12 protein-coding genes are annotated in these 12,867 nt (G+C 61.0%); all 12 read left to right on the plus strand.

Translation table 11 applies throughout. The features are described 5' to 3' along the window. The first annotated feature begins 33 nt into the window (after positions 1-33). The 12 genes from glyQ to RBQ93_RS02995 all read left to right on the plus strand — a co-directional run bounded on the left by glyQ (position 34) and on the right by RBQ93_RS02995 (position 12,823). Positions 34-909 (plus strand): glycine--tRNA ligase subunit alpha, encoded by an 876-nt coding sequence (glyQ, locus tag RBQ93_RS02940; protein WP_320370519.1) that lies wholly within the window; start codon positions 34-36, stop codon positions 907-909. A 3-nt stretch (positions 910-912) separates the two neighbouring features. Then, positions 913-2,976: a glycine--tRNA ligase subunit beta gene (glyS, locus tag RBQ93_RS02945; protein WP_320370520.1), complete on the plus strand. Its 2,064-nt coding sequence runs from the start codon at positions 913-915 to the stop codon at positions 2,974-2,976. 34 nt (positions 2,977-3,010) lie between these two features. After that, entirely contained in the window at positions 3,011-4,567 is a 1,557-nt protein-coding gene (locus RBQ93_RS02950; RefSeq protein ID WP_320370521.1) for a bacteriohemerythrin, read from the plus strand. Then, positions 4,564-5,190: an imidazole glycerol phosphate synthase subunit HisH gene (gene hisH, locus RBQ93_RS02955; protein WP_320370522.1), complete on the plus strand. Its 627-nt coding sequence runs from the start codon at positions 4,564-4,566 to the stop codon at positions 5,188-5,190. The genes RBQ93_RS02950 and hisH overlap by 4 nt, the downstream gene beginning before the upstream one ends. Position 5,191: 1 nt before the next feature. Further along, positions 5,192-5,929, plus strand: a complete 738-nt coding sequence (gene hisA, locus RBQ93_RS02960) for a 1-(5-phosphoribosyl)-5-[(5-phosphoribosylamino)methylideneamino]imidazole-4-carboxamide isomerase (RefSeq protein ID WP_320370523.1) — start codon at positions 5,192-5,194, stop codon at positions 5,927-5,929. Further along, entirely contained in the window at positions 5,923-6,687 is a 765-nt protein-coding gene (gene hisF, locus RBQ93_RS02965) for an imidazole glycerol phosphate synthase subunit HisF (protein WP_320370524.1), read from the plus strand. The genes hisA and hisF overlap by 7 nt, the downstream gene beginning before the upstream one ends. 1 nt (position 6,688) lies before the next feature. Continuing rightward, a complete protein-coding gene (locus RBQ93_RS02970; RefSeq protein ID WP_320370525.1) occupies positions 6,689-7,015 on the plus strand; it encodes a phosphoribosyl-ATP diphosphatase in 327 nt (108 codons plus the stop codon). A gap of 135 nt (positions 7,016-7,150) precedes the next feature. Beyond that, positions 7,151-7,348, plus strand: a complete 198-nt coding sequence (gene rpsU, locus RBQ93_RS02975; protein WP_305732633.1) for a 30S ribosomal protein S21 — start codon at positions 7,151-7,153, stop codon at positions 7,346-7,348. A gap of 119 nt (positions 7,349-7,467) precedes the next feature. Then, on the plus strand, positions 7,468-7,953 hold the full coding sequence (locus RBQ93_RS02980; RefSeq protein WP_320370526.1) for a CvpA family protein: 486 nt from the start codon (positions 7,468-7,470) through the stop codon (positions 7,951-7,953). After that, positions 7,950-9,734: a DNA primase gene (gene dnaG, locus RBQ93_RS02985; RefSeq protein WP_320370527.1), complete on the plus strand. Its 1,785-nt coding sequence runs from the start codon at positions 7,950-7,952 to the stop codon at positions 9,732-9,734. Before RBQ93_RS02980 ends, dnaG begins: the two co-directional genes overlap by 4 nt. Before the next feature lie 45 nt (positions 9,735-9,779). Continuing rightward, entirely contained in the window at positions 9,780-11,540 is a 1,761-nt protein-coding gene (gene rpoD, locus RBQ93_RS02990) for an RNA polymerase sigma factor RpoD (protein ID WP_320370528.1), read from the plus strand. Positions 11,541-11,542: 2 nt separating this feature from the next. Next, entirely contained in the window at positions 11,543-12,823 is a 1,281-nt protein-coding gene (locus RBQ93_RS02995) for a hypothetical protein (protein WP_320370529.1), read from the plus strand. Positions 12,824-12,867 lie beyond the last annotated feature (44 nt).

Below are 12,867 nucleotides of genomic sequence, written 5' to 3' on the forward strand. Positions count from 1 at the left end.
AACTTTTCGATTTTACCAGCACGGAGGTACACCGTGACGTTCCAAGACCTGATTCTCTCCCTGCAAGGCTACTGGGCCAAACAGGGCTGTGTAATCCAGCAACCGTACGACACCGAAAAGGGTGCCGGCACCTTCAACCCGGCCACCTTTCTGCGCGTTTTGGGCCCCGAGCCTTGGAACGTGGCCTACGTGGAGCCGTCCCGCCGCCCCACCGATGGCCGTTATGGCGAGAACCCCAACCGGTTGCAGCATTATTACCAGTTCCAGGTGATCATGAAGCCCTCCCCCACCAACATCCTTGACCTGTACCTGGATAGCCTGCGGGCCTTCGGCATCAACCCCAACCAGCACGATATCCGCTTTGTGGAGGACGACTGGGAGTCGCCGACCCTGGGCGCCTGGGGTCTGGGCTGGGAAGTCTGGCTGGACGGCATGGAGATCACCCAGTTCACCTACTTCCAACAGGCCGGCGGCATTGATCTCAAGCCGGTCTCCTCCGAGATCACCTACGGCTGTGAGCGGATCGCCATGTACCTGCAGGGGGTGGACAACGTCTACGACCTGGAGTGGGTCAAGGGGGTCAAGTACGGCGATATCCACCATCAGACCGAGGTTGAGTTCTCGCGCTACAACTTTGAAGAGGCCGACGTGGCGCTGCTACTGGAGCTGTTCGGTAAATACGAACAGGAATGCATCCGCTTGGCCGAAAAAGACCTGGTCTTTCCGGCCTACGACTTTGTGATGAAATGTTCCCACACCTTCAACCTGCTGGATGCCCGCGGCGCCATCTCCGTCACCGAGCGGGCCTCCTACATCGGCCGGGTACGCAACGTGGCCCGCACCTGCGCCGAGGCCTACGTCCGCCAGCGTGAGCGGCTGGGCTATCCGATGCTGAAAGGGGGGAACTAACCGATGGCTAAGGAACTGTTGCTTGAAATCGGGGCCGAAGAGATCCCGGCCGGCTTTGTACCCAAGGCGCTGGCCGCCATGGAAGAGATGATCGCCAAGGAACTGGCGACTGCCCGCCTGGAGTATAGCCTGATCAAGACCGTCGGCACTCCCCGCCGCCTGACCCTGGTGGTACAGGGCCTGCCGGCGGTGCAACCAGACGCCGAGATCACCGCCATGGGCCCATCGAAAAAGGCCGCCTTTGCGCCGGATGGCAGCCCCACCAAGGCAGCCGAAGGCTTTGCCAAGGGACAGGGAGTGAACGTCAGTGAGCTCAAGATTGTCGAGACCGACAAGGGCGAGTACCTCTCGGTGACCAAGCAGGAGCGGGGACGCCCCACCCACGAGCTGCTGGCCGAGCTGCTACCCAAGCTGGTGGCCGGCATCCCGTTCAAGAAATCAATGCGCTGGGCCGACCTTGATATCCGCTTTGCCCGGCCGATCCACTGGATTGTGGCCCTGTTCGATGGCAGCGTGGTGCCGTTCTCCTTCGGTCCGGTCAGCAGCGGCAACGTCTCCCGCGGCCACCGTTTCATGGCCAACCAGACCTTCCCGGTGCGGGACTTCAGCCACTATCTGGAGGAGTGCGAGCGCCACTTTGTGATCGTTGACCCGCAGCGCCGCCAAGAGATCATCCGCAAGGAGGTGCACCGGGTGGCCAAGACCACCGGCGGTACCCTGTTGCCGGATGAGGCACTGCTGGATGAAGTAACCTTTCTGGTGGAGTACCCCAGCGCGATTGTCGGCAGCATCCCGGCCGAGTTCCTGGTGGTACCCAAGGAGGTGCTGATCACCTCGATGCGCTCCCACCAGCGCTACTTCTCAGTGGTGGACGAGGCCGGCAAGCTGCTGCCACACTTCATCACCGTGCCCAACACCCTGGCCGAAGACCCCAGCGTGGTGGTCAAGGGCAACGAACGGGTGCTACGGGCCCGCCTGTCCGACGCCCGCTTCTTCTTTGACGAAGACCGCAAGGTGACCCTGGCCAGCCGGATTGATGGCCTGAAAAACGTGGTCTACCAACAAAAGCTGGGTACCTCCTTTGAGAAAATGGAACGCTTCAAGGCGCTGGCAGAACTGCTGGCCGACCAGTTGAACCCTGCCGTCAAGGCCCAGGCCAGTCGGGCTGCCCTGCTCTGCAAGGCCGACCTGGTCTCCGGCATGGTGGGCGAGTTTCCCGAGGTACAGGGGATCATGGGACGCGAATACGCGCTGCACGACGGCGAGGAGCCGGCCGTGGCCCAGGCCATTGCCGAGCACTACCTGCCCACCCAGGCCGGCGGTGAGCTACCGGCCTCCGATGCCGGCGCCTTTGTCTCGCTGGCCGACAAGCTGGACACCATCTGCGGCTGCTTCGGGGTGGGCCTGATCCCCACCGGCGCCGCCGACCCCTATGCCCTGCGGCGGGCCACCATCGGCATCATCAGCATCATCGTCGACAAGGGCTACCGGCTCTCGCTGGCGGCGTTGGTCAATAGTGCCCTGAACCAACTGTCGGCCAAGTTGAACCGCCCCCAGGCCGAAGTACAAAAAGATGTGCTGGAATTTTTCCGCGGCCGCCTGGTGAACCTGCTGGCCAACGATAACCCGAGCGATGTGGTGGAGGCTGCTGTCTCTGCCGGCTTCGACGACCTGGCCGATCTCGCCGCGCGGGTCAAGGCCCTGTCCGCCTTCCGCCAGCGGGAGGATTACCAGGCCCTGACCGCTGCCTTCAAACGGGTCTGCAACATCGTAAAAGAGGGTGTCGATGCGCCGGTGGACCCGTCGCTGTTTCAGGATGAGGCCGAACACACCCTGTACAAGGCCTTCCAGGAGGCCAAGGTTAAGGCCGAGACGGAAACCGCCCGTCAGGCCTATCTCGAAGCGTTAGCCGAGATCGCTGCTATCAAGTGGGCGGTGGATGGTTTCTTTGATGCGGTGATGGTGATGGCCGAAGACGAAAAGGTCCGTAGCAACCGCTTGGCCCTGTTGACCGCCATCAGCCGCCTGTTCGGCCGGATTGCTGACTTTGCGAAACTTTCAGGGTAACGAGGCACTAACCAGCACGACCAAGGAGCACACCATGTCCTTTACGAGCCGCATCATTGCAGGAAACGCTGTCATTATTGTCGTGGCCGTGCTGGTATTGACCCTGTTGAACCGAACCGGCAGTCTGCTGAACTCCCTGCTGATCGGCCTGGTACTGCTGATCGGATCTTCAGCCGTGCTCTGGTACCTGTGCCAGCAGGCCTTCAAGCCGCTGAGCGGGATCGTGGAGGCGATGGAGCAAGCAGCCCAGGGCGACCTGTCGGTACGGGTGACCACTAGCGGCTTCGGGGAGATCGGCCGTCTGTCAGCCGCCTTCAACACTATGATGAACGACATGAACAAGGCCATGCGCCAGTTTTTCTCGGTGGCCGATCTGGTGCGAGACTCGGTGACCATGGTCAGCAACACCACCAGTGCCATGGTTGAGGCCGCCGAGGATGTGGCCCTGCAGGCCGGCACCATTGCCACCGCCAGTGAGGAGATGGCCGCCACCTCGGCCGACATCGCCCGCAACTGTCTCTATGCAGCGGAAAATGCCCAGGCAGCCACCGAGCAGACCACGGTCGGCGCCCAGATTGTCCGTTCCAGTGCGCTGGTCATGGAAAACATCGCTCAACGGGTGGTGGAGTCGTCTCACACCGTAGAAAGCCTGGGGCAACGTTCCGACCAGATCGGCACCATTGCCGGGACCATCGAGGATATCGCCGACCAGACCAATCTGCTGGCCCTGAACGCCGCCATCGAAGCAGCCCGGGCCGGCGAGATGGGACGCGGCTTCGCCGTGGTGGCCGATGAGGTACGGGCCCTGGCCGAACGGACCGCCAAGGCCACCCGCGAGATCGGCGGCATGATCAAGACCATCCAGTCCGAGACCCAATCGGCGGTCGGCTCCATGGGAGAAGGGGTGGAGCAGGTCAAAAAAGGCACTGAGGAGACCGCCCGCTCCGGCTCGGCCCTGGAGGACATCCTCAACAAGATCAACGAACTTGCCATGCAGGTCAGCCAGATCGCCACTGCGGCCGAGGAGCAGACCGCCACCACCCACGAGATCACCAACAACATCCAGATGATCACTGATGTGGTGGACCGCAACGTGCAAAGCTCCCGCAGCACCACCGAGGCCACCCGCAAGCTGGAACAACAGGTGGATGAGCTGCATAAGCTGGTGGGGCACTTCCGGCTGGCCAAGGCCCTGGAATGGAATGCAAGCTTCGAGACCGGCATCGCCAGCATCGACGGCCAGCACCGCAAGCTGTTCGACATGGTCAACGACCTGCATGATGCCATGCAGCAGAAGCGAACCAAGGAGGCCATCGGCCAGATACTGGGCCGTCTGATCGAGTACACCGGTTCCCACTTCGGTCACGAAGAACAGGCCTTCCGCAGCACCGGCTATCCCGAAGAGGCCAGCCACAAGCAGGAACATGCCCGGCTGGTGGAGCAGGTGCTGGCCCTGCAGGGTAAATTCAACGCCGGTGAAGCGGTGTTAACCCAGAGCGTGATCGAATTTCTGCAGGATTGGCTGATCAAACATATTAAAGGCACTGACATGCGTTATGCGCCGCACCTCAAAAAGAACGGTATCAAATGATCGCTATCATCGACTACGGCATGGGCAACCTGCGCTCGGTCCAGAAAGGCTTCGAGCGGGTTGGCTGTAAGGCGCTGGTTACCAATGACCCGCAACAGATTTTGCAGGCCGAACGGATCGTGCTGCCCGGTGTAGGCGCCTTCCGCGACTGCATCCGCAACCTGGAACAGGGTGGTTTTGTGGAGCCGATCCTCAAGGTAATCGCCGAGGGCCGCCCCTTTCTGGGGATCTGCCTGGGCCTGCAGCTCTTATTTTCCGAAAGTGAGGAGTTCGGCCTGCATAAGGGGCTGGGAGTGATCCCCGGCCGGGTAGTCCGTTTTCCGGAAGCGATGCGCGAGGCCGGCGAGAAGCTGCCGGTACCGCACATGGGCTGGAACCAGATCCACCTGCAGGGCGATTCGCCGCTCTTTAACGGCATTGCCGATGGCAGCAACGTCTACTTCGTGCACTCCTATTATGTGAAGCCGGATGAACCGACGGTGGTGGCGGCAACCTGCACCTACGGGCTGGAGTTCTGCGCTGCCATCCGCAAGGACAACCTGGTGGCCACCCAGTTTCACCCCGAAAAATCGCAAACAATCGGCCTGCAGATGCTGAAGAATTTTGCCGAGATGAAAGGCTAGTATGATCGTCATTCCCGCCATTGACCTGAAAGAAGGCGCCTGCGTCCGCCTGGAACAGGGTGAGATGCACCGCGATACCGTCTTTTCCGACAACCCTGGCGAGCAGGCCCTGAAGTGGCAGCAGGCCGGGGCCGAACTGCTGCACCTGGTGGACCTGGACGGCGCCTTTGCCGGTAAGCCCAAAAACACAGAGGCCATCAGCGCCATCCTCAAGGCGATCAGCATCCCGGCCCAGCTGGGGGGAGGCATCCGCGACATCGCCACCATCGAGGCCTACCTCTCCCTAGGCCTGTCGCGGGTGATCATCGGCACCGCTGCCCAGCGCAACCCCGCACTGGTGGTTGAGGCCTGCCAAAAGTTTCCCGGCCAGATCGTGGTGGGAATCGATGCCAAGAACGGCATGGTGGCGGTGCAGGGCTGGGCCGAGCTGACCGACATCACCGCCGTTGATCTGGCCAAAAAATTCGAGGACTGCGGCGTGTCCGCCATCATCTACACCGATATCAGCCGCGACGGCATGATGGGCGGCCCCAACCTGGAGGCCACCAAATCATTAGCCGAGGCGATCTCAATCCCGGTGATCGCCTCCGGCGGCGTTTCATCGCTCAAGGATATCAAAAACCTGATGGCCATTGAGGCCAGCGGTGTGACCGGCGCCATCACCGGCAAGGCGATCTACACCGGCGCTATCAATCTGGCTGAAGCTATCGCCCTCACTAAACGAGGTCTGCAATGCTGACCCGCCGTATCATCCCCTGCCTGGACGTGACTGGTGGCCGGGTAGTCAAGGGGGTCCAATTCCTTGAGCTGCGCGATGCCGGCGATCCGGTGGAGATAGCCGAGGCCTACGACCTGCAGGGGGCCGACGAGCTGACCTTTCTCGATATCACCGCCTCCAGTGACGGACGTGACACCATGGTGGACGTGGTGCGCCGTACCGCCGAGCGGGTCTTCATGCCACTGACCGTTGGTGGCGGCATCCGGGTGGTTGAGGATATCCGCCGCATGCTGAATGCCGGTGCCGACAAGGTCTCGATCAACACCGCCGCGGTGCAACGCCCCGAGTTCGTACAGGAGGCGGCCGAACGGTTCGGCTCCCAGTGTACGGTGGTGGCGATTGACGCCCGCCAGGTGCCGGGCGAACAGCGCTGGGAGATCTACACCCACGGTGGACGCAAGCCAACCGGCATCGACGTGGTGGAATGGGCCGCCCGGATGGAGCGTTTCGGGGCCGGTGAGATCCTGCTGACCAGCATGGACCGCGACGGCACCAAGGACGGCTACGACCTGGCCCTGACCCGGGCGGTGGTGGATGCCGTCTCGATCCCGGTGATCGCCTCCGGCGGTGTGGGTGCCCTGGAGCACCTTTACGACGGCTTTACCACAGCCGGCGCCTCGGCCTGTCTGGCGGCCTCAATCTTTCACTTCCGCCAGCACACCGTGGGCGAGGCCAAACAATATCTGCAGGGACGCGGCGTCCCGGTCAGGATGGTCTGAAATGACACATGATCCGCACGTTCTCGATGTCCTCTACCAGGTAATCCTGTCCCGCAAGGATGCCTCGCCTGAAAGTTCCTACACCGCCTCATTGCTGCACAAAGGGATCGACAAGATTCTGAAGAAACTGGGCGAGGAAGCAACCGAAACGGTGATTGCCGGCAAGGGCGGCAGCAGCGAAGAACTGACCTATGAGGCGGCGGACCTCTGTTACCACCTGCTGGTGCTGCTGGCAGCCCGCGATGTTCCGGCTAACGACGTCTGGAAAGAGCTCCAGCGCCGCTTTGGCACCTCCGGCATAGAAGAAAAGGCCTCCCGTACGACCTGAGCCGCTTAACCATTTATTTAGTTGACATCTGGTCAACTGCTGCTAGTATGTGAAACTCACAAAAAAATACGCCTTGGCATTCGCGGCAGCTAGCTGTCAGCGTTTCGTATCTTACGATGGAGGGAGGGATCATGGATGCCGGGAGTAAAGATTCGGGAAAACGAACCATTTGACCTCGCCCTGAAGAAGTTCAAGAAGCAGTGCGAAAAGGCTGGGATTCTCTCCGAGGTGCGGAAGCGCGAGCACTACGAGAAGCCCAGTATCAAGCGCAAGAAGAAGGCGATCGCCGCCCGCAAGCGCGCCCTGAAAAAACAGCGCAAGATGATGGACTAAGCCTGTCCAACGCCAGGCCGGTTGACGGAATTTCCGTTACCGGCCTGGCATTGTTGTTTTGACGGGGCTTTCGCAAGAAAGCCCCTTTGCCGTCTTTCACTCCACCCATGGACCTACCGATGAGCCTGCTTGACATCACCATCATGGCAGTACTGGCTCTGATGGGCCTGCGCGGTCTGCTGCGTGGCCTGATCAAAGAGGTGGCGGCGTTGACGGCGCTGGTGCTGGGTGGCTGGCTGGCCTATCGCTACCATACGGTTGCGGCAACACCGCTCAAACCGTTGCTACCCCCAGCAGCGGCCGAGGTGGTGGCCTTTGTGCTGCTGCTGATCCTGGTGGGGTTGGCGGCTCACCTGTTGGGCAACCTGCTGACCGGGCTGGTAAAACTGGCCCTGCTGGGCTGGGTCAATCGCCTGGGTGGTATTGCGGTGGGACTGGTTGAGGGAAGCCTGATCCTGGGAATGGTGCTGTACGCCATCATTGCGATCCCTTTTCAGTTTCAGCTGAAGGAGACCGTCAAGACCCATCCGGTTGCCTCGAAGCTTGCAACCTTTGGCGGCACCATGCTGGATCGGGCCAAGACACTGCGACAGACCACGCCATGATTGCCAGTGATAAAGTTCGCGAGGTGGCTGAGCGGGTCTCGATTGTCGATGTGATCTGCGAGTACGTCAGCCTCAAACGCAGTGGCTCAAACTTTACCGGGCTCTGCCCGTTCCACGGGGAAAAAACACCCTCCTTCAACGTCAACCCGGCGCGGGAGATCTTCCACTGCTTCGGCTGCGGTGCCGGCGGCGATGTCTTCGCCTTTATCATGCGGCTGGAAGGGATCAGCTTTCCCGATGCGGTGCGCAAACTGGCGCAGCGGGCCGGGGTAGTGATTGAGGAGCGTCCGCTGACAGCGGACGAACTGCGAGCCAAGGGTGAGCGAGACGAGCAGCGGGCCATCCTGGAACTGGCTGCCCGCCACTACCGCGAGACCCTGACCCGACGTCCAGAGGGAGCAGCGGGCCGCAGCTACCTGCAACAGCGTGAGGTGGACCCGGAAACGGCGGCCGCCTACGGGCTGGGCTATGCCCCTGAACGCAGAGATACGCTGGTACACGCCCTGCGTGGTGCCGGCCACTCGTTGGATGCCGCCGCGACACTGGGCCTGGTGCGTAACGGCGAGCGGGGCAACTGGTACGATCTGCTGCACAACCGACTGATCTTCCCGATCCGTGACAGCCAGGGTCATCCGATCGCCTTTGCCGGACGGGTATTGGACAGTGCGCTGCCCAAGTATATCAATTCGCCGGAATCGCCGCTCTACCGCAAGAGCAGTGTCCTGTTCGGCCTCGATCTGGCCCTGCGGGAGATACGTCTGGCCTCGGCCGCCATCGTGGTGGAGGGTTACTTTGATCACCTGGCCCTGTACCGGGCGGGGGTAAAAAATGTGGTGGCCACCTGCGGCACCGCCCTGACCGATGGGCACATCGCGCTGCTCAAGAAGCATGGCGACCGGGTGTACCTGCTGTTTGACAGCGACAGCGCCGGCCGCAAGGCCACGGTGCGGGCCATGGAACTCTGCCTGGAACAAAAGCTGCCGGCCTATGTGATTACCCTGCCCCAGGGGGAAGACCCGGACAGTTTCCTGCAACAGCACGGCGCCGAGTCATTCCAACAGCGTGTTGCCGATGCAAAACCGGCCTTTGAGCAGTATCTGAACTGGCTGCTGACCAAGACACCGCCGGACAGCGTCGACCGCAAGGTGCGGCTGATGGACGAGATAGCGCCCCGATTCAAGCGGATTGCCGATCCGGTGGAGCGCGACCTGTACGAGAAGGAGATCTGTCGCCTGCTGGGTGTTGACCTGTCCGCCTTCCGCAAACGTCTGGCAGGTGAACGCACGGTTCCGCGTCCCGCAGCGCCGCAGCAAAAAACTGCGCTGACAGCGCCGTCGCCCCCCCAGCCACGGGATCGCATACAGGAAAGCCTGCTGCTGCTCTTGGCCCACTATGACGGGGCGCGAGACGAGGCCCGCAAAAACGGACTGACGGAATTGCTTGATCAGCAGCACCGGCCCCTGGCCGAAGCACTGCTGGCTGAGGCAGACAACGCAGCCGACCCGGAAACGCTCTGGCAACGGCTCTTTGGCCGCCTGGACGACCCGATCCACAAAGAGCTGGCCGCGCGGCTGCTGATGGCAGACCAGCACCTGGCCGGCATGGATGACTGGCGGCACGCCTTCGACGATTGCCGGCAACGCTTGCAGCAGTCCGGCGGCATCAAGGAACTGAAACAGGTGGTCCGGCAACTGGCCACCATGACCAGCGATCACCCCGATTACCAGCAGCTGTTGGAACGTGCCAATGAGTTGCGAAAACAGAAATCAGAGATACAGTAACAAGGCATCAGACGTTTCATACAGATCCTGCAAAGGTTGGTATCTATGGCAAAAAAGAACATCGATGAAGTCAAACAGCTGATCGACCTCGGCAAAGAGAAGGGGTTCCTGACCTTTGACGAGGTGAACGACATACTGCCGCCCGACATCGCCACCGAGCAGATCGACGATGTGATGGGGATGTTCGGCGAGATGGATATCGAGGTCGTCGAGACAGCTCAGAAGGTCAAGATCCCCAAGATCAAGATCGACCTGGAAGAAGGTGAAGAAGAGGCCGAGGGTGAGGCGGAAGAGGTTGAATTCGAACCGGGCGCCATCGGTCGCACCAGCGACCCGGTGCGGATGTACCTGCGCGAGATGGGCTCGGTATCACTCTTGACCCGCGAAGGTGAGGTGGAGATTGCCAAGCGGATCGAGGACGGCGACCGTGAAGTGGCCGGCATCATCCTCAACACCCCGATCACCATCAAAGAGGTGTTGACCCTGGGGGAGAAGCTGCGCAAGTTCCAGATCACCCCTTCAGAGATCAGCAAGGATATCGAAGAGGACGCCGAGGTTGACACGGAGGAGGACGAAGAGGATCACCAGAAGAACCGTCTGCTGGAGACCATTGACGCCATCGCCGCCTGTGACCAGCAGGTAACGGAACTGGCTACTGCCCTGGAGGGCGCCAAGGCCGCCGCCAAGAAAAAGGAACTGGAAAAGCAGCTCAAAGAGGCCAAGGAACATCAGGCCGAACTGCTGCGGTCGCTGCGGATGAAGGACCGCCATATCACCCGCGTTGCCGACCGGCTGAAAGAACTGTCCAGCAAGGTGACCCGGGTCAAGCACGAACTGGCCGAAGTACAGAACATCGTCGCGGCTGACAAGCTGAACGAACTGCTGGAAAAATTCCGGCTTGACGAGGCCAAGGGGATGACCGCTCTCAAGGCGCTCAAGCTGAATGAAGAGGACCTGCAAAAGGTTGAAAAACGCCTGCGCAATGGCGCCCGCAAGCTGATCAAGGTGGAGCAGGAGTCGGGCTTCAAATCCAGCGAACTGTCCAAGGCGATCCGCGCCATCCGCGAAGGGGAGCATAAGGCCCGCATTGCCAAGTCGGAACTGATCGAGGCCAACCTGCGACTGGTGGTCTCGATTGCCAAAAAATACACCAACCGCGGCCTGCAGTTCCTGGACCTGATCCAGGAGGGCAACATCGGCCTGATGAAGGCAGTGGACAAGTTCGAGTACCAGCGCGGCTACAAGTTCTCCACCTATGCCACCTGGTGGATTAGGCAGGCCATCACCCGCGCCATTGCCGACCAGGCCCGCACCATCCGGATTCCGGTGCACATGATCGAGACCATCAACAAACTGATCCGTACCAGCCGTCAGCTGGTGCAGGAAAATGGCCGCGAACCAGCACCGGAGGAGATCGCCGAACGGATGCAGTTGCCGCTGGATAAGGTGCGCAAGGTGCTCAAGATCGCCAAGGAGCCGATCTCACTGGAGACGCCGATCGGCGAGGAAGAAGATTCCCATCTCGGCGATTTCATTGAGGACAAGGGTGTGGTCTCGCCGCTGGAGGCGGTAATCAAGGCCAATCTGTCGGAACAGACCTCGCGGGTCTTGTCCACCCTGACCCCCCGTGAAGAAAAAGTGCTGCGGATGCGCTTCGGCATCGGTGAAAAGAGCGACCACACCCTGGAAGAGGTGGGCCAGGATTTTGAGGTCACCCGGGAGCGGATTCGTCAGATCGAGGCCAAGGCCCTGCGCAAACTGCGCCACCCCAGCCGCAGCAAAAAACTGAAAAGCTTTGTGGAGTAAGCATGCACCGTTCGATTACCCTGCTGCTGTGCACCATCCTGTTGCCCCTTGCCCTGGCGTTCACCGCGCAGGCCGAGGTAGATGATTCATCGCTGTTCATGGAGGCGTTCAACGCCTTTCAACGTAAGGATTACCTGCTCAGCGCTGAAAAGCTCAACCAGCTCAACCAGCATTTTCCCGACTCGCCGTTGCGTGACGTGACACTGCTGATGCTGGCCCGCTCCAATCAGCGGGCCGGTGATAACGAGACTGCCGCCCGTGTCATCAACCAGTTCAGCGGTGAATTTGGCAGCAGCACACTGGCCGGATCGGTTGAGGAAGAGCTGCTGACACTGGGGAAACGGCAAAAAGCCGGGGAGAAACTAGCACCCAACCGTCAGCTGCAGCTGGCAGCCAGCAAGGTGCGTAACGAACAGCTGGCCATCGAGCGTGCCGCTGCCGAGAAGGCAGAACGTGAACGCTTGGCACGGGAAAGGGCCGAACGCGAGCGACTGGCACGTGAAAAGGCCGAGGCAGAACGTCGCGAACGTGAACGGCTGGCAGCCATCAAGGCGGCCCGCGACGCGATCAGTTTCAGCATCGAGCCGCCGGCCGGCGATCTGCGCGCAGAGGCTGGCGCCGCCACCACGATCCCCTTTGAGTTGGTCAACCAGGGTAACGGCACAGAAGAGTTCAGCCTGGAGGGGATCTTCCCGCCCGGCCTGAACGGCACACTGACCGCCGCCGAAGAAGGCCACAGAGGACTCTCAAAGATACCGCTGGCTCCCAAACAGAGCTTTAAAGGTCTGCTGACCTTCACCCTGCCCGGCAACCGGGTGGACGGTTCCCGTCAGTCGCTGGCCATCAAGGCCGCATCAGTCAAATTCAACGACCTGGTCCAGACCAAGGAACTGCAGATCACGACCCAGGCCCCGCTGTTACGGGCAGTGGCAAAGCTGCAGCGCCCGGCGGCAACACCCGGTGAGACCTTGAGCTACCGGGTAACCGTGCTCAATGTCGGCTCTACAGTTGCCAAGGAGATCGATCTGCGGATCAGCCTGCCGAAGCACCTTAAGCTGACCAACGCCGGTAGTGATAGTAGCTGCTGGATCGAAAACGAACAGTTGGCTGCCTGCCGGATCAGCTCAATTGCCAGCGGCCAGCTCAGCGAACGCAGCCTGACGGTGTTCGTACGTGACAACGCCAAGGGGCAAGGCCTGCGTGGCAGCGTAGAGGTACTGCAGACTGTGCTGCAGACCAAGGAGAGCTTCCAGGGGGCCGGCTTCAGCATCAAGCAGCCCTGATTCGATATGCAGATAAAACAACAAAAGGGCCCTGCCGGTACACA

This window comes from Trichlorobacter sp., assembly GCF_034008105.1.
Taxonomy (GTDB): domain Bacteria; phylum Desulfobacterota; class Desulfuromonadia; order Geobacterales; family Pseudopelobacteraceae; genus Trichlorobacter.

Coding starts and splice junctions, on each gene's coding strand:
- hisA (WP_320370523.1), top strand. CDS start 5,192: ATGATCGTCATTCCCGCCATTGACCTGAAAGAAGGCGCCTGCGTCCGC.
- dnaG (WP_320370527.1), top strand. CDS start 7,950: ATGATTGCCAGTGATAAAGTTCGCGAGGTGGCTGAGCGGGTCTCGATT.
- RBQ93_RS02995 (WP_320370529.1), top strand. CDS start 11,543: ATGCACCGTTCGATTACCCTGCTGCTGTGCACCATCCTGTTGCCCCTT.
- RBQ93_RS02970 (WP_320370525.1), top strand. CDS start 6,689: ATGACACATGATCCGCACGTTCTCGATGTCCTCTACCAGGTAATCCTG.
- RBQ93_RS02980 (WP_320370526.1), top strand. CDS start 7,468: ATGAGCCTGCTTGACATCACCATCATGGCAGTACTGGCTCTGATGGGC.
- hisF (WP_320370524.1), top strand. CDS start 5,923: ATGCTGACCCGCCGTATCATCCCCTGCCTGGACGTGACTGGTGGCCGG.
- rpoD (WP_320370528.1), top strand. CDS start 9,780: ATGGCAAAAAAGAACATCGATGAAGTCAAACAGCTGATCGACCTCGGC.
- RBQ93_RS02950 (WP_320370521.1), top strand. CDS start 3,011: ATGTCCTTTACGAGCCGCATCATTGCAGGAAACGCTGTCATTATTGTC.
- hisH (WP_320370522.1), top strand. CDS start 4,564: ATGATCGCTATCATCGACTACGGCATGGGCAACCTGCGCTCGGTCCAG.
- glyS (WP_320370520.1), top strand. CDS start 913: ATGGCTAAGGAACTGTTGCTTGAAATCGGGGCCGAAGAGATCCCGGCC.
- rpsU (WP_305732633.1), top strand. CDS start 7,151: ATGCCGGGAGTAAAGATTCGGGAAAACGAACCATTTGACCTCGCCCTG.